The sequence below is a fragment of the Armatimonadota bacterium genome, from assembly GCA_022563855.1.
Taxonomy (GTDB): domain Bacteria; phylum Armatimonadota; class Fimbriimonadia; order Fimbriimonadales; family Fimbriimonadaceae; genus JADFMN01.
Genome location: JADFMN010000008.1, coordinates 143,661 through 165,426 on the forward strand (window position 1 = coordinate 143,661; position 21,766 = coordinate 165,426).

The following is a 21,766-nucleotide window of genomic DNA, read 5'->3' on the forward strand; positions in this document are numbered from 1 at the left end:
GTATACATTGTCGTTGCGTGGGGAGTTGCCCGAGTGGTCAATGGGAGCAGACTGTAAATCTGCCGGCTGATGCCTACGCAGGTTCAAATCCTGCACTCCCCACCAGAGTCTCACGCAAGCCCTTGTAGCTCAGTGGTAGAGCACCTCTTTGGTAAAGAGGAGGTCACGAGTCCAATTCTCGTCGAGGGCTCCAGATCTTGATGGAGCGTCGTCCGCTTCGCTGTCGGCCGCTTCGCTGTCGTCGGCTTCGCCGTCGCCTGATGGTCGCCGGGTCGATCAGGCGCCGACAGGGCGACAGAGGCTCCGGGTCGTGAACCAGAGCCCCATTCACGTGAACTGGGTGCAGGAACCCGGGCTTTCGGGATAGACTCGGGCCCTGATGGCAGACTATTTGAACCTGCCCGAAGCGGAACTGATCCCGTTGTTCCAGAACTGGTCCGCGAGGCTCGTCGTTCACGAGTCGATCCTGGCCCCCGTCACCACCAACTGGTCGGACACGCTCGCGGCCACCGCGCAGGGTTAGCCCGTGGCTCGGATTGGGCGTAAAGCCAGCGAAGAACGGTTCCGCGCAATCAACGAGGCGTCCCCGTTTGGGATTTTCGTCACCGACCTTGAAGCTCGCGTCGATCACGTCAACAGGATCTACACGGAGATCACAGGTCTGACAATCGAGGAGGCGCTTGGCCTTGGGCACCGGTCGGTCATCCACCCTGACGACCGCGGCTGGCTCATCCGCGAGTGGGAGTCGCACGACGTCTCGGCCGGCAAGTTTGAGCGCGCGCACAGGATCAAGCTCAAGGACGGAACGGTCAAGTGGGTCCGGATCATCTTGACGCCGATCTGGAGCGGCAAGACGCACGTCGGCTGGATCGGGACCATGGAGGATATCACCGACCAGAGAAAGCAGAGCCTCGCTCTGAAAGCGAGCGAAGAACGGTTCAGGGCAATCAGCGACGCGTCGCCGTTCGGCATCATCGTGACGGAGCCGAATTCGATGGCGTATCACGTAAACGAGCGGTATACGGAGATCACCGGCTTGACCGCAGATGAGGCTTTCGATATGGGGCATCGGCAGGTCGTGCATCCCGACGACATCGAAGAGCTGGCAGCGGCCTGGGAATCACACGATGCTTCGTCTGGCCCGTTCAGGCGTGAGCACAGGCTGCTGCTCAAGAACGGCGACGTTAAATGGGTCAGGTCCATCGTCTCGCCGATGATCCAGGATGGGCGACTGACGGGGTTGGTGGCGACCCTCCAAGACATCACGGCGGATAAGGCTGCCGAGGCGAAACTCAGGTCGAGCGAAGAGCGGTTCCGTGCAGTCACAGACGACTCCCCGGTTGGGATCATCATCCGCGACAGCGACGACGTGGTCGTATACGCAAACCGCGCCATCGCTGCAATCATCGGGCAGGACGTCGAGTCGTTGGTGGGCACCAATTATCAAGCCACAGTTCACCCTGCGGACGCTGATGATTTGAGCGCTCGACTTACAGCGTTCTTAAACTATGCCAGAAAGGGGGATGGGGCGGTGTTCCGATCGAAGCACCGCATTATCGTCGGCGAGACTACGAAGTGGGTTTCAACCACTACCGTTCCTATGTACCTGTCCGACGGTAGCGTCCGGTACGCAAACGAGGTGCACGATATTACCGATCAAGTCGAGTTCGAGTATCTGATTCGAGCGAGCGAGGAGCGATTTCACGCTCTTGCAGAAGGATCGCCAATGGGCATTTCAATTCGGGACAGCGACGGAATGATGGTGTACGCGAACCCGGCCCTGGCATTGATCCTCGGTGTTCCGGCCGACGAGCTCCGAGGTCGGCAGTTCCTAGAGTCTTTGCACCCCGACGACCTTGAGCGAGTCGATCGCGGTGTAGCGGAGTTCATCACAGCCGTGAATACGGGCGTGGATGTGCTCTTCCGATCGGAGCATAGAATTCTGGTCGACGGAAAAGTCCGTTGGATCGAGACGACGTCTGCGCCGATTCGATACAGCGGTGACGAATTAGGCTTCGTTACCATCACCCACGACGTCACCCAGAGACACATCGCCGAAGAACAGCTGGCGGCCAGCGAAGAACGATTCCGTTCTATGGCAGCAAGCTCGCCGATCGGAATCTTCACGCACGATGCGGACGGATCTCTCGACTACGTCAACGAAGCGTTTTGCCGCATCAACCGGATCGAGCCTGAGCAAGCGATGGGTGGGGGCTGGCTTGATCTGGTTCAACCCGACTTGAGAGAGGAGGCCAGACGGATGTGGCATGAGTTCACCGCTTCAGCAGAGAAGAGCATGACTGGGGAAATCCCTGGCGTTCGCAACGGTGAAGAGTTCTGGGCGCGGACGCACACGGTCAAGACCTGGCTCGACGGCAAGCTGACAGGCTACATCGGGACTTACGAGGATATCTCTGCCCAGAAGCAAGCCGAAAAGGAAATCGTAGCCGCCAAGGCCGCGGCTGAGAGCGCAATCACTGCCAAGAACGAGTTTCTGTCGCGCATGAGCCACGAACTGAGGACCCCACTCAACACAATCTTGGGGTTCGCGCAGCTGCTTGAGATGGAATCGTTGGCAGACCGCCAGCGAGAAGGCGTTGCGAACATCCTGTACGCAGGCCGGCACCTCCTAGGGCTCATCAACGACGTGCTCGATATCGCCCGAATCGAGGATCGTCGCATTAGCATCGATTGCGCTTTGCTCGACGTGCCAAACATCGTCGCACAAGTCGTGAATATCATGAAGCCGATAGCCGAGGAGAGCGATGTCACGATCAGCCAGCTGAACATCGAACCCGGGCTAACGGTGTACGGCGACGAGCGGCGCCTGGCCCAGGTGCTGCTGAACCTCGTTTCCAACGCAGTGAAGTACAACGTTCCGAGCGGTACCGTGATCATTGACGCGAGGCAAGACGACGGGCACGTCCTCATTTCAGTCGTGGATACCGGCGTCGGTATCCCTGCTGAAAAACTCGACCAAGTCTTCACGCCGTTCGACCGTCTTGGTGCAGAACAAACCGACGTCGAAGGCTCCGGCCTCGGACTTGCTGTAGCCGACGCTTTAGTGCGGGCTATGGCTGGTGAAATTCGAATAGAGTCCGAAGAGGGCTCAGGTACGACTGCCACCATTAGGCTGCCCGCCGAGGCGCCTGCAAAGCAAGAGTTGCAGCCACAATAGGGTGCTCGCATCAGACAAGGCGACTTCGTCTCTTGAACCGCCTGAGAGCGTCTGCGGCTTGGGACTAGACGATCTTCAGCAGCAATACCCGGCTGTCTTCGTCAAGCTCGGCGGTGTTGCGGATTTCAAATCGATTGCCATCGACGTCGACCAGCACCAAGTGTGTGGGGGTGTGCCACTGCGCGTTCTCCTGCAAGCTTTGTGTCACGAAGTCCTTTCCTCCGCGATCGGTCTCAACAGTCCAGTACGTCGCACCGAACTCCGTGTGAGCGCGAACGATCTTGTTGATGTACGCGGTGAGGTATCGGTGCTTCAATTCACCATCCAAGATGCGGCGCGCCTCCTTGTCCAGCCCGCGCAACCCGTCAGGGAACGTCATGATCTCCCTGTCCTTTCCGTCGAGCAGCGAAAGGAACTTGCCAGGCTGCGAGATCGGCGCCGCCCACGTTGGGCGCACCTGGAGGTAGCAGCGATCCTCCGTTTCTAGCCTCAGCCGTCCCTCCGGCTTGTAGAACAGCTTCACAAGCCAACCTCCCAAGCAAGGCTTAGCCTGTCTCTGCCGAATTCGAACTCTCTCGCGGTCACGCTCATTCGATCACCCCTACGCCAACGATCTCGTTGATCGCGCTCTGGATCTGGACGAGCTTGTAAAACGTGCCCTTCTTCTCCATCAGCTCGGCGTGCGTCCCGATTTCGCTGACCTCGCCGCGCTCGAGCACGATCAGCCGGTCTGCGTTGCGGAGCGTGGACAGGCGGTGCGCGATAGCAAACGTCGTGCGACCCTTGATGAGGTGCGAAATCGCCTCTTGTATCTCCTTCTCCGTCTCGACGTCGACGCTGCTGGTCGCCTCGTCGAGGATCAGGATCCGAGGGTCGTGCAAGATGGCGCGCGCGATGCTGATGCGCTGCCTTTCTCCGCCGCTGAGCTTCGCCCCGCGCTCCCCGACGATCGTGTCATAACCGTTCGGTTTAGCCAGGACGAAGTTGTGCGCGTTGGCCGCGCGGGCCGCCGCCATGATCTCCTCTATCGACGCGTCCGGCTTGCCGTACGAGATGTTCTCCGCGATCGTCCCGTGGAAGAGGAACGGATCCTGCATCACGATGCCGATCTGGCTTCTGTAGCTGTGGAGGTTGAGGTCCTTGTAGTCGATCCCGTCGATCTTCAAGGTGCCTGCGTCGGGCTCGTAGAACCGCGCGATCAGGTTGATGGTCGTCGACTTGCCTGCGCCAGAGTGGCCGACAAGCCCGATCATCTCGCCCGCCTTCGCCGTGAACGATACGCCCTTCAGCACCGGGTTCGACTTGTCGTAGCCGAATCGCACGTTGTCGAACTGGATCTCGCCGACGATCTCGTGCTCGATACCGTCGCCATCTCCGGCGTCAGGCGGCATGTCCATCATCTCGAAGATCCTCTCGGCGCTCGCCATCGCTCGGCTGAACCAGTTGTTGATTTGAGCAAACCACATGAGCGGCCCGTACACCATGATCAGATACGCGTTGGTCATGATGAACTCTCCAAGGGTCAGCCTTCCGATCAGCACGAAGTAGCCCCCGAGCCCCCAGTTGATGAGGACTCCCAGCGACACACAAAGCGACATTGCACCGAGGATCGTGTACCACCGCTGGTCGGCGGCCATCGCCGCTTTCAGGCACTCGTTGTTCCTTGTCTGAAACCTTGCAAACTCGTGGTCTTCGCGGACGAACGCTTTCACGACGCGCACGCCGGAGACCGCCTCGTTGATGTGCATGTAGATTCGAGCCCACTTCTGGCTGACCTTGTGGAACATGCTCGAAAGCGGCTTCCAAAACGTCACCGCCAGAACCGCCATGAGGGGGAGCGGAGCCATGATGGCGAGCGCGAGCACCCAGTCGACGCGGAACAGGAAGAAGATGACCCCGATGAGGACGAGCCCGTTCGTGACCATGAACGGCATGCCGTCCACGAGGAACATCCAGATTCGATCTGTATCGTGCGTGATGCGACTTGTAATTGCGCCGACCGTTTTCTTGTCAAAGTAGGCGACGTGGAGTCGCTGTACGGTGTTGAAGGTCGACGCGCGCAGGTCCGCAGCGATATTTGAACCGAGAAACGTCATCATCCGGTTGCTGAAGACCTGGAGCGTGACCGCTGTTGCTGCGATGGCGAACCACGCACCGACCAATTGCATCAAGCCGCCGAGCTCAAGCTCTCCAGCGGTCAGGCGATCGACGATCAGCCTTTGAAACTGGGGTGGAATCAGGTTCAGGCCGGTCGCCAAGAGCGAGATCGTCACCAAGACGCCAAGATGCCTGCGATACGGCTTCAGATAAGCCGCAACCCGCATGAACGTCTTGCCCCGCTTCAGGCAAGCCGGGCAGACGCCGTCCTTCTCAGGCAGAAGCCTTCCGCAACTTTCGCAGCGGGTTCTCTCCAGCTTTAGGTTGATCGAAAGCTCTTGGCCCTTCGCGAGCTGCTCGATACCCCGCGCCGCCTCTGAAAACAGGTCTGCGTGCGTGAGGGAGTAAGAAGTCGCGACGATGTCCTCCCCGGCCTTGGTTCGCAGCAACAGCCTGCCTCCCGAGACGACCGGCTCGTTTCTCGCGGTCTCAATCTCAGAAAACGGCACTCGCAGAACCACAGCGCCAGCTTCATCGAGCACGACTACCTCGGCCTTAGAAACGACCAAGCGCCGGACGCCGAACTCGGCGTCCTCGGTCATATCGGCTTGCAGGTCGATCAGGTAAGAATCGACGGCAGGCGCATCGGTCTGCGATTGCTGGATCATAGACGGGTGGCGGGCTTGAGCACAAGCGCCCTGAAGCTGGCTCTATTTTAGCCCTGCGCAACCCGCAACTCCGTACCAATGGCGGGAATCGTGGACTTGATCCTCCCCCAAGCGAGCTCCATCAGCAGCTCGCGCGCCTCCTCTTCCATGCCCTCGTGGCAAAGCGACTTCAGATGTGTCAGCTCGTCCTGTAGCCATCGCCAATCAACGGCCTGCCCGTTCTTGACGATGCCGATCTTCTCGTGCTCGCTAGCGACCAGGTTTTCATCCGTCGCCGAAAGCTCCTCTCTCAGCTTCTCGCCCGGGCGGATGCCGGTGATCTTGATCTCGATGTCCTGACCGGGAACGAGGCCGTGCATCCGCACCATGTCCTCGGCCAGGTCGATGATCTTGATCGGGTCGCCCATGTCCAGAATGAATATCTCGCCGCGATCCCCCATCGAGCCAGCCTGCAGAATGAGTTGAGCGGCTTCTGGAATCGTCATGAAGAACCGCTCCATGTCTGGGTGGGTGATCGTCAGCGGGCCGCCGCGAAGAATCTGCTTTCTGAGAATCGGCACCAGGCTGCCCCGGCTGCCCAGCACATTGCCGAACCGGACGATTGAATACGATCCGGAGAACTCGCTAGCAACAGAAGCGATGATGATTTCAGCTAACCGCTTGGTGGCGCCCATCACGTTCTGAGGGTTGACCGCCTTGTCCGTTGAAACCAGGATGAAGTGCTGCGACCCGGCTCGAACGGCTTCGTCGACGGCGTTCAACGTGCCAAACACGTTGTTCTCAATCGCTTCGATCGGGGCAGACTCCATGAGCGGCACGTGCTTGTGCGCGGCGGCGTGGATCACGACCTCCGGCGAGTGCCGGTCGAACACGGAGCCGAGGTTTCGAGTGTTGCGCACGTCGCAAATGACAGGAGTTCCGTGGAACGCCTGTGTGCTTCGAAGCTCGTGATCGATCTCGAAAATACTGTTCTCGCCACGTCCGAGGAGAACTAGGCTGCTCGGCACCAGCCGCGAAACTTGCCTGGACAGCTCGGATCCGATCGATCCGCCGGCCCCCGTGATCAAGACTCTCTTCCCGGTAATCAGGCTGGCGATCTGCGTGCTGTCAGTTTCAAGCATTTCGCGCCGGACGAGGTCCTCGACACTCATCTCTCGCAGCATCGGCAGCACCCTCGCGTTACCGTTGACGAACGAGCTGATCGACGGAAGCGTGCGCACGCGCGCCGTAGTTTGCATGCACTGTTGAGAAATGCGCCGCATCTCAGGCCCCGAAGCGGTCGGAATGGCGATCATGATCTCACTGACGGAGAGCCTTGAGGCGAGTTCCGGCAAGTCATCTATGCCGCCGCAGACTGGCACGCCGTGAATCGTCGAACGCTGTTTCGCTGGGTCGTCATCGACGAAGCCGACGACTTTGTATCGAGATTCCCCTGGCCGCATGATCTCTCTGAATACCGCCTCTCCTGCATCGCCTGCACCCACGATCAGCGTCCGTCGCACCCCTTGAGTCGCTTGGGCTGAGATCGGCATGAGGTGCCGAGCCTCGACCAAGCGCGGGTACAGCCTAGCTATGGTCAGCAGAGTCGCAGAGAAGAATCCGAGCAGGATGGCCGGAACCCACGGAGTTGCGGCGGATATCGGAGCGTTGAAAGCTATCTCGACAACGCGCAGGCTTGTTCCTAGCGCGGCGGCGACGAACGCAATGTTCAGGACGTCGTAGACCCCCAGGAACCGGTTGTTGATTCTGTATAGGCGCCGCCACACGAACATGAAACAGGCCACGCCAGAAATGGGCACACCGTATAGCACCGCCGTCTGTGCGAGGCCGGATATGGACGGCGCGCCTTGCGCCAATGCAAGCCCAAGTATCAGGCTGGCCCACACAAGGACCAAGTCTACGCTCAAGACCGAAAGAACGGCAACCCAGGTACTGGCTGGTCGCCGTTTCAGTCCGTCAAGCGCGTCTCTAGCAATCATTTTCCTGGTGAAGACAACCGGGCGGAAATCCGTCTAGCCTGTATGGACAATTATAGGTGTTTTTGCTGCGTATCATTACCCTTACGATTCAGGCTGCCCCGACGCTAATTGTCGGCTCGTCTTTCCACAATTTCCACACATTTGTCGAGATGAATGGAGCCAAGTAGCGCGGTATATTCCTGGCCATGCGTACCGCAGCTGGAATTCTGTGTGCGATTCTCTCTATTTCGCTCGCCTGGGCCGATGAGCCGGCAACGATCGGGGTCGGAGACGTGTTGAGGCTCGACGTTCTCGGCTTTGAGGAGTATTCGGGCGAGCTGACGGTCGCTAGCGACGGGTGGATCAGCGGCGCAGGGTTTGGACACCTTGCCGTGGCAGGCCAGAGCCTTGAGCAGGCTGAGGGCAAGATTCGAGAGCGATTGCTCGGCCTGCTCACCGATCCGCGCGTTTTTCTCTCCTTCAAATCACAGGCCAGCGCGGTCATTTACGTGGTCGGCGCTGCGGTTTCCAACGGTTCTGTCCCTTATACGCCCGGCACGGACCTGCGCCGGCTGTTTGCCGGAACCGAGATCGAAGATCCGGGACAGTTCTTAGCCACGGTGTACCGATCTGGAAAGCCTATCCGCACTGTTGAGATGGCTGCATTGCTGGAAGGGAGCGACGTTTGGGTCGGTCCGCTCGAGCCTCAGGACGTCGTGATTGTTGCGACGAAGCCCACGATCCGCATCTGGCTCGTCGGCCAGTTCACCAATCCTGGCGAAATGAGCGTGCCCGCTGGCTCGTCGCTTGCCCAAGCGGTCGCATTCGCCGGTGGGCTGGCCCCGCCAATCGGTGTTTCCTCGAGCGCAAGTCAGGAGACGCTCCTGGACCAGATGGAGATCGTGGTTAGGCGAGGTGGCGAGCAGTTCGGATTTTCCGCGCGATTCGGCATCATAGCCCACAGTTTCCGTATTCAGGCCGGCGATACGATTTCGGCGCTTCCCCCCCAGCGCATCGAGGTTTTCGTCGCAGGGCAAGTGCAGAGCCCAGGCAAGCTCACGCTCGGCTCCGGAAGCGATGTCATGGCGGCGGTGACCACGGCCGGCGGGCTCCTATCCGACGGCACTTTGGACGGCGTCCTGGTGTTCCGCAACGGCGAGACGGTGCGGCTCGATCTATCCGCGAGATTGGACGGCGAAGGGCGATACGACAAGTTCGCTCTAATGCCAGGCGACATCGTGTTCGTGCCGGACAACCGCCGGTATGTTTACGTCCTGGGAGAGGTAGAACGGCCAGGGCGGTACGCGATCCGCGACAACGAGCGACTGACAGCTGCCGACGCCCTGTCGCTCGCAGGAGGAGTGAACGCAGAAGGCACGACCCGCCGGGTCGCGCTCGTCCGGGTCGGTCCGGATGGCAAGTACGTCGTCCAGACGTTTCACATCGACGAATTCCTAAAGGACGGCATTGAGGGAGCGAACCCCGCGATGCTCCCCGGCGACTTTCTATACTTCGGCGAGCCTAAGGGCATCACGATCGATTCGATTACAAAGCTCGCGTCCGCGGCCCTGCTGTTCGACGTATTCCTCGGAGGGCGGTAGCCGGCGCCGAACGGTAGACTCGCCGCGCAACGAAATAGCATGAACGACATGGACAGTCGCGAGAAGGTGACGGAGGTCAACGTCGGCCTCATCGGCCAGGCGTTTAAGAAGCGACCGCTCATCGTGTTGGGGTGGTGCTTCACCTTTACCATCGCGTCGCTTCTGTACGCGTACATCCAGCCCACGATTCACAAGGCGCGCGTAACGGTATTGGTGGTTCCGGATACGGCGAGTGTTGCAGGAATCCCGATGCTTCGCAGCGGCACCGGAATCGAATTGCTGGCCGGAATGCTCAAGAGCAATACCAACCTCACTGCAGTCTCCGAGGCGACTAGAACAACCAATGAGCGAGTAGAGAAGCTCCGCGACGTCTCGGTTGACCTGCGAGCTGGGATTATCGAGATCTCTGCGACCAACAGCGACAAAGACCTGATCCTGGACATCGTCAAAACGTCGATCGTATCGCTCCGAGAGATCGACGAGCGTCTGCGGAAATCCCGCCGCCGCCAGTCTGTAACGCTGCTCGCCGAACTGATCGAGCAGAAACGGGCCGACCTTACCGAGGCAGAGCAGAAGCTGCGAGATTATCGAAAGCAGGCGATGACCGACGGGGATCAGGCGCAGGTGCTCAAGATCGACCTGCGAACCAGGGAGGGGGAGCTTGCAAGCGTCATCGCAGCGCTGGCTGACCTCAGATCCAGGCTCAGGGGGGCAGTGTCCGACCCCGAGAATCTGAGCCTGGATACCGCGCCACTGCAGGACCTTAGGCAAACGCTGGCCAATGCGGAACTCGCCTTGGCCGAATCGCGGGCGGTGCTAGGGCCCTCGCACCCAGACATCGGGCGGATGGAGGCGCGAGTCAGCGCTACGCGCGAGTCGCTCGCATCTGAGATCGAGCTGTACCTGGTGGCGATCGAAGACGCGACTCTAGGCCTGGGCGAGGCACAGGGTTTGGCGACCCTTGAGACGAGGCGCGTGTCGCTCCAAGCGCAGGTCGACGCACTGAAGGTGCTGGTGAGCACCATGCCGGAGGAGAGCATGCAAATGAGGATGCTCTTTGCGGAAACGGACTACCTCGCAAAAGCCGTCGGCGAGCTTGAGACGAGCCATAGCAGGGCGCTGGTCGAGGCTTCCCGCGACCCGTTGGCGTGGGAGGTCCTAGACCCCCCGCATATACTCGATAAGCCGGTCAACAAGCGCTATCCTCGCTCTGCCACCGCCGGCGCGATACTGGGTCTGCTGATCGGCATCTACCTGGCGATTCGAAGGCTCAAGGTCAGTTGAGCCCGAACACAGCCGCCCTAGGGCCGAACTGGCGGAAGCGCATCGTCTCAGGCATCACTTGGGCGACGGTGGGCACCGGCCTCACACAGATGGCCAACCTCTTCGTCGCCGTCGTCGTCGGTCGATGGTTGGGCAAGTCGGAGTACGGCGAGCTTGGCGCGCTGCAAATCAGCATCGCCACCTTCACGGTGTTCGCCGGTCCGGCGCTGGCGGTAGCCTCGGCAAAGTTCATCGCAGAGTACCGCGTCCAGGATTTGGCCAAGACAGGGCGGTTCGTGCGGCACTCGCTGCACGTCGGCATCTCGCTCGCAGTAGCGGTGTCGCTCGTGTTCGCCGGCCTGTCGCCCTTTTTGGCCCAGTACGTTTTCGACGCTCCACACCTCGTCGAGGAGTTTCTCGTGGCCTCCGTCGTGCTCGGGCTCGTAGCCGTCGATGGAACCACGCGGGGCGTCATTACGGGGTTTGAGGGATTCCGGCCACTGGCGCTCGTCGGGCTCGTCCGTGCGGCGGTCGGGATATCTCTCCAACTGGTGCTCGTGCCGATCTTCGGGGTCATGGGTGCGCTCATCGGGCTGGGCGCTTTCAACTTGATCGGATGCGTCGGCAACCTGATGGTCATCCGGCGACTGCTGAAAGACGAGTCAGTGCCGATCGGTGATCGCCCGGACAAGGCGGAGCGCAAGCTGTTCGCCTCGATCTTCGTCCCGAAAACGCTTTCCGCTCTTGCATACGTACCGATCTCTTGGTTGATCGCCGTGATGCTGATCAGGGAGCCCGGAGGATTCGCCGAGATGGGGCTGCTGAACGCCGGTCTGACTTGGCGGCTCGCGCTGCTGTTCTTGCCGAGCGTGATCGCCACCACCTTCGTGCCGCTCCTGAACAGCGCGCTTGGCGAAGGCGACGCTCGATCGTTCGGCAGGCTGTGCCGCGCGAACATAGGCATCTCTGCCCTGGCTGTTGCTGCCCCTGCGCTCGTGGTCTACCTTGGGTCCTCGCTCATCATCGAAGCGTACGGCGAGGACTTCGCATCCGGCCTGCCGGTTCTAAAGCTGCTAGTCGTCAGCGCCGTTCTCACAGGTGCGACCGTTCCGATCGGCAACATCCTCTTGAGCCTTCACAAGGCGTGGGCGGGGATGGCGCTCAACGCTGCGACGTCGGTCGTGACGATCACCGCAGCGATCCTGTTGTTGGACGGCGGGGCAGAGGGGATGGCGATCGCATATCTCGTCGGTCACGGCTGGCACATGGCGACGTCGTTCGCGTACTTGCAACGCGTCAACCGAAGTTCTGGGGGGACTAGCATTGAGGAGGTGCACAGGTAGACTCGAACAGGGTCTGCGAGGCTGTATGCACTGGCTGTTCCTCATCGTTGCCATCGCGCACCAGGCTTGGATCTATCGTCGGCACGGCCGCATCGATCCGTTCGCTGTGACCTCGCTGATAGACGTAGCGATCGTGTTGCTGCTGTTCGTCGGCTCGCTGCTCAGCCCGCTTGCGCGAAACCTTCTTGCGACCGACGTCAGCTTTGGCCTAACGCTGTTGGTGGGTCAGATCGCGCTCTACGCAGGGCTATACGTTATCCCGCCGAATACCAGTCCGGCTGGCGCCGGCCCGCGACTCAGATCGCCGTCGCGCGTGTGGCTGATAGCGGCGTCCGTGATCTACCTATTGGCGTCCCTGGCCATCGCCAAGCTGTACTCGACGATCGCCGGTATTTCGATCCTCGACTGGCTGCTGGGTGAGCGCGTGACCGTGTACTCCCTGGCTAAGAGCCTCGGGTTCGGCATGATCTTGAACTACGTCATGACCGTGTTCCAGGTCGGGCTTTTGATCTTGATCATGGTGACGCTGCAGCGAAAGCGTTGGCTGGCTGCCGGCATGCTTTACGCCGCCCTGTTCGTCGGCGTTTTCATGATGTTCACGACTCGGCTTCAGCTTCTCGTGATACTGATGCTTCCGGCGTTCTACTTCCACTATCACGTGCGTCGGCTGACGATGCCTGCGCTGGCCGCGCTGGCGGCTGGTTTCGTGCTCATGGCGGCGTTCTTCAACATGCTCCGCGGAGGGGGGCTCGACTTCGCGATCTCGGATCTCTCCGAAGACAAGCTAGTCCGGTTCAGCTCGTTCGGGACCAGCACGTACTTCGTCGAGCCGATGGCCATGCTGTACACCAAGCTGAGCGATGGCGACGTCGATTACGAGTACGGCAAGAACTACTCGCTGATGTGGCTCACGTTCATCCCGCGCGACCTTTGGCCTGAGAAGCCCTTGACGGCGTTCGAGAACAGGATGACGGTGGAGCTGTTCGGCTCTCAGTTCGATCCCGGAGGGACCGTACAGATCTGGACGTTCACCGCCTGGGGAGAGGGCTTCGCGCAGTTCGACGTCGCCGGCGTCGGCCTCAACCTGTTCCTCTACGGAGTGATCATCGCACTGGCGCGCCGGTTCTGCGCGTCCAGGCCGCACCACTTTCTTGTCTGGTGCTACTTTCTAATGATGGCCGCGGTGTATCTGAGAGCGGGGTTCCAGGCCCTCGCCTTCCTGTTCATCAACATGATCGTGGTCGCGGCCATTTACGATCTCTTACCGCGCATCCGCCTTGTCTGGAAAGCGGAAAGGAGCCCGGCCTCAGCGGGAGGCGATGTCTAGCGGGCGCAATCTCGTGACCGTCGCACGCGCAACAGACGTGGCGAGCGACGCCCGCAGCCAACGCACCGTTCGATGGCTTGCAGACGCGGGGTATTCGGCGTGCTCGCTCTCTTGGCCCCGGGAAAGTCGAGGGACTCCGCCGGATTGGCCGGATGTCGAGTTCGTCCAGGCACCGTTCTCAGGCCAGCACGGGGCAGGCATCAAGAACCTGTGGCCGCTCGCGTGCTGGTCTTGGTGGCTTTTCTGGACGCTTTGGCGGCGCAGGAGGCGTTTGGTCGCCATCCACGCGATGGATCTGGATACCGCGCTGCCGTGCTGGATGTGCGCGCGGCTTTGCCGTGCAAAGTTCATCTACGATATTTGCGACTTTTACTCCGTCAGTCGGTTTCCGACCGGCCCGGCCTGGCTTGCCCGTCTCGCGCACAGGATGGAGATGTTCTTCGTCAAAAGGAGCGATGCTGTCGTGATGCCGACCGAGTCGCGGCGTGTGCTGTTCGGCAAGGTCGAGCCACCGAGATTGACGATCCTGGCGAACGTTCCACCGCAGCAGCCAACCGGCAAAAGAGAAAGAGAGCCCGACCGCTTTGTCGTCCTGTACGTCGGCGTGCTTTCTGTCCGGCGAGGCCTCCGCGAGCTAGTGGAGGTCGTAGCAAGACACGCTGATTGGCAATTGGTGATCGGAGGAATCGGCGGAGACGAGGCCGAGATTCGCGAAGTGGCAGAAGGCCGCGAGAACGTACAGTTCATCGGAAAGATCCCGTACTCCGAAGTTCTTGAGCACACGTCCGTGGCAGACGTGCTGCCGATCACCTACGACCCGTCGTTTCCGAACCATCGACACTCGAGTCCGAACAAGCTGTACGAAGCCATGATGGTCGGCGTACCGGTCGTCGTCGCGCGCAACACCGGCGTTGACGACGACGTGATCCGGCACGATCTCGGAGAGGTGGTGGAGTACGGAAACGTGGCCGAATTGGACGACGCTCTCAAGAAGCTCGCAAATCGAACCGACCAACAGCGAGAGCAGTTCAAAATCCGCACGACAGAGTTGTTTCACGACCAGTTCGGGCCCGATATCATGAGCAAGAGGCTTCGCGATCTGTACGAGGAGGTCTGCGGAAAAGCGAAATGAAGACGATCCAAATCGTTGGCGACTCGAAGTTCGGCGGAGCGACGTACCTCTTGATCGAGTGGTGCCGCTACCTGCTCAACAAAGGGGTCGAAGTGCACGCCCTCACGACCGACGAGCCGACGATCGAGCAGCTGATCGAGATTCCAGGCCTTCACATCATGGCCGACGTTCTCATCCCGCGCGAAATCTCTCCTCTGAAGATCGTGCGCGCGGCGTTCGCGCTGCGTTCGCTGCTCAAGCAGGAAGAATACGACGTCCTCCACACGTACAGTTCGACCCCCGGCTTTCTCGGCAGAATCGTGGGCAAGTTCAGCCCTGTACCAGTCGTGATGCACCATCAGGCTGGATTCCCGGTTTCGGAGTTCTCCAGCCGGGCGCACCGCCTCATCTTCGGCCGGTTGGAGAGCATGGCCATCAACGCCGCGACGAAGAGCATCTGCGTCAGCCACGCGGTGATGGAGCAGTCGAAGACGCTCGGAATCGGGCGTGCGGACAAGCTGGTCACGATCTGCAACGGCATCGACATCGAGCCGTGGGAGTTGGCAGCGCGAGACGTAGATCGGCTGGCGTTCTGCAAGGAGATCGACGTGGACCCGGACACGCTGTTGATCGCGGCCACCGGCCGGCTGGCAGATCAAAAGGGACTGCCGTATCTGCTGAGGGCGCTGCCGCAAATCAGGGAGGGACTCGCCGAAACGCCGGTTGTGGTCGTACTCGCCGGCGAGGGACCTGCGCGAGAGCAACTAGAGGCGATCATAGAAGAACTGAGCTTGCAGAACAACGTCAGGATGCTTGGGTTCCGGCGCGACGTACCGCGCATCGTCGCCGCGTGCGATATTTTCTGCAGCCCGTCGCTCTGGGAGGGGCTTTCGATCTCGATCATGGAGGCGATGGCCGCTCAGAAGCCGATCGTCACGACCGACATCCTTCCAAACGCGGAGTTGATCGACGACGGCGAGACCGGCTTGCTCGTAAAAGCCCGGGAGGTCGATGGACTAGCTGCTGCGATCGTTCGAATGGCCACCGACTCGGCGCTGGCCGATGCGTGCGTCAAGGCCGCCCATACCAAGGTGCGGCGCGAGTACACGATCAAACGCATGTTCGATGAAACTTGGGATCTCTACAACCAGCTTCTGGACGAAGCTAGCGCGCGAACTCGAAACTGATCTCCAGCACTGCGGCGATGACGTCGTCCACGTCCTCGTCGGTCATGCAGACGTTCAGCGGCAGGCTGAACATGTTTTCGTAAGCTTGAGTCGCGACCGGGAAGTCGGACGGGGAGAGTCCAAACCGATCCCTGTAGTACGGCTGCATGTGCAGCGGAATGTAGTGAACAGACGTCGCGATGTTGCGCTCGCGCAGCTCTTCGATGAACTGCGCTCGATCAATCTGGAGCAAGTCTGGACTCAACCGCAGGACGTACAGGTGCCAGGCGGACTCGACGGTGTCTCGCTCGATCGGGCACTGAAGCTCCGACCGGCTTGAGAAAGCTGCGGTGTAGCGTGCGACGATCTCTCGTCGTCGCTCCTGAAACGCCGCGATCTTTCGCAGTTGCCAGATTCCGATCGACGCCTGGATGTCGGACATGTTGCACTTGTAGCCGGGTTCGGTCACCTCGTAATACCAAGATCCGCCAGCGTCGTACCGGCGGTATGCGTCGCGGCTCATCCCATGCAGGCTGAGCGTGCGGCAGCGGTCTATGAAGTCGGGCGGGCCTGTCAACATGCCGCCCTCTCCCGTCGTCAAATTCTTGGTCGCGTAGAAGCTGAAGGCGGCCGGATTCGCGCCCGATCCGACGAACTCCCCCCGGTGCTTCGCCGTTACCGCGTGCGCCGCGTCTTCGACGATCGCAACGCCGCGATCAGCCGCGATCGCGCGTACGGCGTCCATGTCTGCTGGATGACCTGCATAGTGCACCGGCATGATCGCCTTCGTCCTCTCTGTCATACCGTCGCGGGCGCAGTCTGGAGAGATGTTGAGCGTGTCGGGCTCGACATCGACGATCACGGGAGTCGCGCCGAGATGCACGACAACGTTCGCGGTCGCACAAAACGTCATGGAGGGAACGATCACTTCGTCGCCGGGTCCGATGCCAAGAGCGGCCAGCGACAGGTGCAAACCTGCGGTGCAAGAGTTCAGCGCCAGCGCCGATTCAGACCCGACCTTGTCAGCAAACTCCTCTTCAAACAGCTTAACTTTCGGGCCGGTGGAGAGCCAGCCCGACCGCAGGGTGTCGACGACCTCCTGAATCTCCTCTTCGCCGATCAGCGGCGGAGAGAACGGCAGCATCTCCGATCTACGCTTGCGATTCGCGCTTGACACAGCCATCTTCAATTCTACACCTGTCACGCGCCACGTGCGAGAGTGACGCTGCTGGACACCAAGCTGAAGCCGCTTGCTTGATAAAACCTCGACGCCGCGACGTTGGCGCTCTGGGTTCCGACCGTCGCGTACCCGCACTGTTGGGCGAAGAACCACAGCATCGCTGCGCGCACGAGTCGCTTGCCGACTCCCGTACCGCGCGCCGCTTTGTCCACCGCTATCAGATCTATCGATCCCACTGAATCCTGCTCTGTCCTGTGCGCGCTGCACAGCACGAACCCCGCGATGCCCTCCTCGCCGTCGAGCACCAGGGTGGTGCCGCCGATGCGCCCCAGCGCGGCGTTCTCGCCCCACTGTCGGTACAAATCGTCGGCTTGATCGCTCGTTATCCACGGATCAGCGTGGTAGCGCCCTTGCACGAACGACGCCTCTGCCAGCGCTCCGATACCGAACGCATCGCTCTTCTGGCAGACGCGAACGCCCCTCGGCTTCCTGACGTCCTTCACTTCCTTGCCGTACGTCAACAGCCCATCGACGGTCCGAAACCCGGCTGCCTCCAACGCTTGAACGGAGTGAATCGCGTCGCTATCGACCCTCACCGATAGGCGCTTGTGCGCGCCAGCGTGCTTGGACAGGCCGTCGAGCAGCGCGCCGGCTGTCTCACGATCTGTGGCAAGAAACAAGCTGATCTTTCCGCACGCGCTGCCGATCACAGAGGTCTCAAAACAGTCGGAATCGACACACGCGATGCCGGTCAGCTCTCCTCGATCCTCGCAAATCCAGCAAGCGTAGCCGGAGAGCGCATCGATCGCCCGCTTCCTGCTGATCGACGCCAGCCGAGGATCCAAATTCGGGGAGCAAAGGTCGTGCAGCGCTTGGAGGCTGACAGTATTAACGAGGGCGCCTGAAAGCAAGGCCTGCGCCGCGCTCACTGGCTCGCTCCTTGGGACGACTCGGCGTACACTCCGCGTCTGCTCAAGACGTAAACGACCGTCTTCGCCATGATCGCCATGTCGAAGAGCACGTTGTGCGATCGGGAGTACTGTACGTCCAGCTCCTTGCGCCGAACCCAGCTGATCGTGTTGCGCCCGTTGATCTGCGCCAGTCCGGTGATGCCCGGCTTAACATTCAGCTTCGCTCGTTCGTTCGCGTCGTACTGCTCCATCTGGGACACCAGGTCCGGCCTGGGGCCGACGAGGCTCATCGAACCCATCAGGACGTTCCAGAACTGCGGCAGCTCATCGAGGCTCGTCTTCCTCAAGAACCTGCCAGCCCGCGTTACTCTCGGATCGTCTTCGGCGTTGAACGTCGATCCGTCTTCATTTCGAATATCAGGAGCATCGACGACCATCGTCCGGAACTTGAGGAACGTGAACTGCCTGCCGTGTTTCCCAAGACGGGGTTGGCGGAAGAGCGCTTTGCCTTTCGAGTCAAGCCGAATCCAAACCGCCAATAAAACGAAAAGTGGCGCGAACAGCACGAGCGCGAACGCCGCGCCGACGATGTCTACCGTCCGCTTCAGCAATGCGTCGAGCGGAGCGAACATTACGCCGCCGCCAACTGTCTCTTGCTGATGAAACTCCCTGCGCCGAGCAGGCGGTATTCGTAGCCTGCGTCCAAGAATAGCTGCTCGTCCAGGCACGAGCGCGTGTCAAAGATACTCCGACCCGCCATCCGCTGCAAGGTCTCCGGAGTTATCTGCCAGTACTCGCGATGATCCACAAGCAGGACGACCGCGTCCGCACCATCCACCGCCTCCTCGACGGTTTTGAAGCAATCGAGGCCATCCGGGGCTACGTGCGGATCGTGAGCCCGGATTCGATAGCCGCGAGCGTTCAGCGTGTGAGCGATCTGCAATGCAGGGCTCTCTCGAACGTCGTCGACGTTTGGCTTGAAGGTGAGGCCGAGACACGCGATCGTTGCGCCCTGGCGTACCGCAGCCTGAATGCCGCTGATCGTATGGGCGGGCATGCCGTCGTTGATCTGCCGCGCGAGCGCGATGATCTTCGCCTGGTCCGGCGCGGCTTCAACGAGGAAGAACGGGTCAACGGCGATGCAGTGACCGCCGACGCCCGGCCCCGGCGAGTGGATGTTCACTCTTGGGTGACAGTTGGCGAGAGCTATCGCCTGCCATACGTTGACATCGACGACTTCGGCGACCAACGCAAATTCGTTGGCAAGCGCAATGTTGACGTCTCGGAACGTGTTCTCGATGAGCTTGACCATTTCGGCGGTCGAAGACGTCGTGCGGTGGATCTCGCCCTCTACGAACTGCTCGTACAGCCGCGCCGCAGCCTCGGTTGACGGATCATCGATCCCGCCGACGACTCTGTCGTTGCTTCTCAGCTCTTCGACGATGCGTCCGGGCAGCACGCGCTCTGGCGAATATGCGAGATAGAAGTCCGGTCCGGCCTTGAGCCCAGACTCCTCCAAGATCGGCTTGACGACATCGATCGTCGTGCGCGGAGGCGAAGTCGATTCCAAGACGACCAGCGCTCCTTTCTTGAACACTTGCGCAATCGATCTGGCTGCTGCGCGAACGGCCCCTAGATCAGCTGATCCATCTGCGTTGACCGGCGTCGGAACCGCGATGATGTACGCGTGAGCCCACTGGGGGCGTATGGCTGCCGTGAGCGTGCCAGCGGAAACCACGTGGCGGACAAGCCCAACGAGGCCCGGCTCCTCGATGTGCACGTGGCCAGAATTGACCGTATCTACTATGCTCTGATCAACGTCGACGCCGAGTACTTGGAACCCCTTCGCAGCCATCATGGCCGCTGTTGGCAGTCCGATATAGCCTAAGCCGACGACACAAACTTTCTTCATTTGACGCTACTCCCTGCAATCTGGGTGTGCCGCCAACGCTGCTCAAGCGGACAAGAGTCTAACGCGCCTGATTTGGAACCTGGCGATTACAAATCCTTAACAACACGTGTTAAGTATTGGCCGTAAGGGGTTTTTTCCATAGGCTTGGCGAGCGCCAAAATCTGTTCCTCGTCAATCCAGCCGTTTCGGAAGGAGATTTCCTCTGGGCAGCCGATCATGAGGCCCTGCCGCAGTTCGACCGCCTCGACGAAGTTCGACGCTTGCAACAGCGAGGCGTGAGTGCCGGTATCGAGCCACGCGAACCCACGCCCCAGCGTCTCTACGGTCAGCGACCCCTCGGCTAGATAGAGGCAATTCAGGTCCGTGATCTCCAGTTCCCCTCGCGCGGACGGGCTCAGGCTCTTCGCCCGCTCGGCTACCGTTCCGTCATAGAAGTACAGGCCGGTCACGGCAAACCTGGATTTGGGCTCCGAGGGCTTCTCTTCTATGCTCACCGCCGCGCCATCGGAGTCGAACTCGACCACACCGTAATCCTGCGGTCGCTCAACCTGATAGGCGAACACGACCGCGCCTTTCTCGATTTCGGCAGCCCCTCGCACGATCTTCGTCAATCCGCGGCCGAAGAATATGTTGTCTCCGAGGATCAGCGCGCACGGGTCGCCTGCGATCCGGCTCTCAGCGATGATGAACGCCTGAGCAAGACCCTCGGGCTTTGGCTGGACCTCGTACTCGATCGACATGCCCCAGGGCGACCCGTCGGCGAGCAGCCGGCGGAACGCGTCCTGCTCGTGCGGCGTCGTGATCACGACGACCTCGCGAATCCCGGCCAGCATCAGGACGCTGAGCGGATAGTAGATCATCGGCTTGTTGTAGACCGGCACGAGCTGCTTGCTCGTGGCGATCGTCGCAGGATACAGGCGCGTCCCCGAGCCACCGGCCAGGATGATTCCTTTCTTGACCATACGTTTTGTTGTTCCGCTCTTCCGGGTATCGAGGTTACCAGAGCCCCGGGGACTTGGTACAATGGCGATTGGCGCGGGTGTAGCTTAGTGGTAAAGCTCCAGCCTTCCAAGCTGATCATGCGAGTTCGATTCTCGTCGCCCGCTCCAGTTTCGCCTTTGGCTGTCCATAGCTACGCTGACGCTCGCATTGCTGACTCTTGCTGCGCTGTCTCTCGCTTCGCTGTCTCTGGTAAGTTACTGGCATGATTCTTCGCCCCTTGCCGGTCACTGCGGTCGTCTCCTCTCTGTTGGTCGTGGCTGTCCTGGCGCTGGCCCCTTTTAGGCAGGATAGGTGGGTCAGCATCTTCGACGGGAAGACGCTGGACGGGTGGACGCCGAAGATCGTCGGGCAGGAGCTTGGCGAAGATCCGTATGGCACGTTTCGCGTCGAGGACGGCAAGATCGTCGTGCGGTACGACAAGTACGAGGGGCCGTTCAACGGGCGGTTCGGGCACCTGTTCTACAAGACGGAGTACTCGAACTACCGCATGCGGCTCGAGTACCGGTTCGTCGGCGACCAGGTCAAGGGCGGCCCCGGGTGGGCGTTCAAGAACAGCGGCATCATGATCCACGGCCAGCGCGCTTCGTCGATGGGTCTGGATCAGTCTTTCCCCGTTTCGATCGAAGTGCAGCTGCTCGGCGGCAGCGGTTCTGGGGATCGTCCGACTGGGAATCTGTGCACTCCGGGGACGCACGTCGTGATGGCGGGCAAGCTGCACACGCGGCACTGCACGAACTCCTCGTCGCCGACTTTCCACGGCGAGGAGTGGGTGCGCGCGGAGATTGAAGTGCGCGGCAACAAGCTCGTGCGGCACATGATCAACGGCGTGGTCGTGCTGGAGTACGGCGCTCCGCAGTACGACCCAGGCGACAAAGAGGCTCAGAAGCTGATCATCGACGGCCAGCTGATGCTGTCGGGCGGGACGATCTCGCTACAGTCCGAGAGCCACCCGATCGAGTTTCGCAAGATCGAGATCATGGTGCTTGATTAGAACAGGGGGGGGGGGGGGGGGTGGGGTTTGTTCGGGTTTTTTAGGGTTTATTCGGAAT

The 21,766-nt window shown here is 60.6% G+C and carries 17 protein-coding genes and 3 tRNA genes; 12 read left to right on the forward strand and 8 right to left on the reverse strand.

Annotated features, from left to right (window positions below; all coding sequences use genetic code 11):
• Positions 1-19: 19 nt before the first annotated feature.
• From IH944_10985 to IH944_11000, 4 genes are all read left to right on the forward strand, one after another.
• Positions 20-105: transfer RNA gene (locus IH944_10985), tRNA-Tyr, on the forward strand.
• A 13-nt stretch (positions 106-118) separates the two neighbouring features.
• Positions 119-193: transfer RNA gene (locus IH944_10990), tRNA-Thr, on the forward strand.
• 186 nt (positions 194-379) lie between these two features.
• Entirely contained in the window at positions 380-523 is a 144-nt protein-coding gene (locus tag IH944_10995; protein MCH7905073.1) for a hypothetical protein, read from the forward strand.
• Between the two features lie 3 nt (positions 524-526).
• Complete coding sequence (locus tag IH944_11000; protein MCH7905074.1) at positions 527-3,178, forward strand: PAS domain S-box protein; 2,652 nt, start codon at positions 527-529, stop codon at positions 3,176-3,178.
• A 64-nt stretch (positions 3,179-3,242) separates the two neighbouring features.
• Here the strand turns inward: IH944_11000 and IH944_11005 are convergent, their stop codons facing one another.
• From IH944_11005 to IH944_11015, 3 genes are all read right to left on the reverse strand, one after another.
• A complete protein-coding gene (locus IH944_11005) occupies positions 3,243-3,701 on the reverse strand; it encodes a DUF1854 domain-containing protein (protein ID MCH7905075.1) in 459 nt (152 codons plus the stop codon).
• A gap of 64 nt (positions 3,702-3,765) precedes the next feature.
• Positions 3,766-5,943 (reverse strand): ABC transporter ATP-binding protein, encoded by a 2,178-nt coding sequence (locus IH944_11010; protein ID MCH7905076.1) that lies wholly within the window; start codon positions 5,941-5,943, stop codon positions 3,766-3,768.
• 47 nt (positions 5,944-5,990) lie between these two features.
• Entirely contained in the window at positions 5,991-7,922 is a 1,932-nt protein-coding gene (locus IH944_11015) for a polysaccharide biosynthesis protein (GenBank protein ID MCH7905077.1), read from the reverse strand.
• 185 nt (positions 7,923-8,107) lie between these two features.
• Here IH944_11015 and IH944_11020 point away from each other — a divergent pair, with 185 nt between their 5' ends.
• The 6 genes from IH944_11020 to IH944_11045 are packed head-to-tail and all read left to right on the forward strand — an operon-like array spanning position 8,108 to position 15,733.
• Entirely contained in the window at positions 8,108-9,502 is a 1,395-nt protein-coding gene (locus tag IH944_11020) for an SLBB domain-containing protein (protein ID MCH7905078.1), read from the forward strand.
• Between the two features lie 48 nt (positions 9,503-9,550).
• A complete protein-coding gene (locus IH944_11025) occupies positions 9,551-10,786 on the forward strand; it encodes a hypothetical protein (GenBank protein ID MCH7905079.1) in 1,236 nt (411 codons plus the stop codon).
• Positions 10,783-12,108, forward strand: a complete 1,326-nt coding sequence (locus tag IH944_11030; GenBank protein ID MCH7905080.1) for an oligosaccharide flippase family protein — start codon at positions 10,783-10,785, stop codon at positions 12,106-12,108. Before IH944_11025 ends, IH944_11030 begins: the two co-directional genes overlap by 4 nt.
• A gap of 25 nt (positions 12,109-12,133) precedes the next feature.
• Positions 12,134-13,435, forward strand: coding sequence for an oligosaccharide repeat unit polymerase (locus IH944_11035; protein MCH7905081.1), 1,302 nt, complete (start codon positions 12,134-12,136; stop codon positions 13,433-13,435).
• A complete protein-coding gene (locus IH944_11040; protein MCH7905082.1) occupies positions 13,428-14,567 on the forward strand; it encodes a glycosyltransferase family 4 protein in 1,140 nt (379 codons plus the stop codon). Before IH944_11035 ends, IH944_11040 begins: the two co-directional genes overlap by 8 nt.
• Positions 14,564-15,733, forward strand: coding sequence for a glycosyltransferase (locus IH944_11045; GenBank protein ID MCH7905083.1), 1,170 nt, complete (start codon positions 14,564-14,566; stop codon positions 15,731-15,733). The genes IH944_11040 and IH944_11045 overlap by 4 nt, the downstream gene beginning before the upstream one ends.
• On the opposite strand, the gene IH944_11050 is transcribed toward IH944_11045, so the two are convergent.
• The 5 genes from IH944_11050 to rfbA all read right to left on the reverse strand — a co-directional run bounded on the left by IH944_11050 (position 15,711) and on the right by rfbA (position 20,677).
• Positions 15,711-16,895, reverse strand: coding sequence for a DegT/DnrJ/EryC1/StrS aminotransferase family protein (locus IH944_11050; GenBank protein ID MCH7905084.1), 1,185 nt, complete (start codon positions 16,893-16,895; stop codon positions 15,711-15,713). The two genes, IH944_11045 and IH944_11050, sit on opposite strands and share 23 nt — an antisense overlap.
• Positions 16,896-16,912: 17 nt before the next feature.
• Entirely contained in the window at positions 16,913-17,821 is a 909-nt protein-coding gene (locus tag IH944_11055) for a GNAT family N-acetyltransferase (protein MCH7905085.1), read from the reverse strand.
• Complete coding sequence (locus IH944_11060; GenBank protein ID MCH7905086.1) at positions 17,818-18,435, reverse strand: sugar transferase; 618 nt, start codon at positions 18,433-18,435, stop codon at positions 17,818-17,820. Before IH944_11060 ends, IH944_11055 begins: the two co-directional genes overlap by 4 nt.
• Positions 18,435-19,715, reverse strand: a complete 1,281-nt coding sequence (locus tag IH944_11065; protein MCH7905087.1) for a nucleotide sugar dehydrogenase — start codon at positions 19,713-19,715, stop codon at positions 18,435-18,437. The genes IH944_11060 and IH944_11065 overlap by 1 nt, the downstream gene beginning before the upstream one ends.
• A gap of 86 nt (positions 19,716-19,801) precedes the next feature.
• Entirely contained in the window at positions 19,802-20,677 is an 876-nt protein-coding gene (gene rfbA, locus IH944_11070) for a glucose-1-phosphate thymidylyltransferase RfbA (GenBank protein MCH7905088.1), read from the reverse strand.
• 73 nt (positions 20,678-20,750) lie between these two features.
• Between rfbA and IH944_11075 the strand changes: the two genes are divergently transcribed.
• A tRNA-Gly gene (locus IH944_11075) sits at positions 20,751-20,824 on the forward strand.
• Positions 20,825-20,919: 95 nt separating this feature from the next.
• On the forward strand, positions 20,920-21,708 hold the full coding sequence (locus IH944_11080) for a DUF1080 domain-containing protein (protein MCH7905089.1): 789 nt from the start codon (positions 20,920-20,922) through the stop codon (positions 21,706-21,708).
• Positions 21,709-21,766: the final 58 nt, after the last annotated feature.

Excerpts from the sequence above, each read along its gene's own strand:
- IH944_10995 (MCH7905073.1), top strand. The coding sequence starts at position 380 with ATGGCAGACTATTTGAACCTGCCCGAAGCGGAACTGATCCCGTTGTTC.
- IH944_11010 (MCH7905076.1), bottom strand. The coding sequence starts at position 5,943 with ATGATCCAGCAATCGCAGACCGATGCGCCTGCCGTCGATTCTTACCTG.
- IH944_11015 (MCH7905077.1), bottom strand. The coding sequence starts at position 7,922 with ATGATTGCTAGAGACGCGCTTGACGGACTGAAACGGCGACCAGCCAGT.
- IH944_11020 (MCH7905078.1), top strand. The coding sequence starts at position 8,108 with ATGCGTACCGCAGCTGGAATTCTGTGTGCGATTCTCTCTATTTCGCTC.
- IH944_11025 (MCH7905079.1), top strand. The coding sequence starts at position 9,551 with ATGGACAGTCGCGAGAAGGTGACGGAGGTCAACGTCGGCCTCATCGGC.
- IH944_11035 (MCH7905081.1), top strand. The coding sequence starts at position 12,134 with ATGCACTGGCTGTTCCTCATCGTTGCCATCGCGCACCAGGCTTGGATC.
- IH944_11040 (MCH7905082.1), top strand. The coding sequence starts at position 13,428 with ATGTCTAGCGGGCGCAATCTCGTGACCGTCGCACGCGCAACAGACGTG.
- IH944_11045 (MCH7905083.1), top strand. The coding sequence starts at position 14,564 with ATGAAGACGATCCAAATCGTTGGCGACTCGAAGTTCGGCGGAGCGACG.
- IH944_11050 (MCH7905084.1), bottom strand. The coding sequence starts at position 16,895 with ATGGCTGTGTCAAGCGCGAATCGCAAGCGTAGATCGGAGATGCTGCCG.
- IH944_11060 (MCH7905086.1), bottom strand. The coding sequence starts at position 18,435 with ATGTTCGCTCCGCTCGACGCATTGCTGAAGCGGACGGTAGACATCGTC.
- IH944_11065 (MCH7905087.1), bottom strand. The coding sequence starts at position 19,715 with ATGAAGAAAGTTTGTGTCGTCGGCTTAGGCTATATCGGACTGCCAACA.
- rfbA (MCH7905088.1), bottom strand. The coding sequence starts at position 20,677 with ATGGTCAAGAAAGGAATCATCCTGGCCGGTGGCTCGGGGACGCGCCTG.
- IH944_11080 (MCH7905089.1), top strand. The coding sequence starts at position 20,920 with ATGATTCTTCGCCCCTTGCCGGTCACTGCGGTCGTCTCCTCTCTGTTG.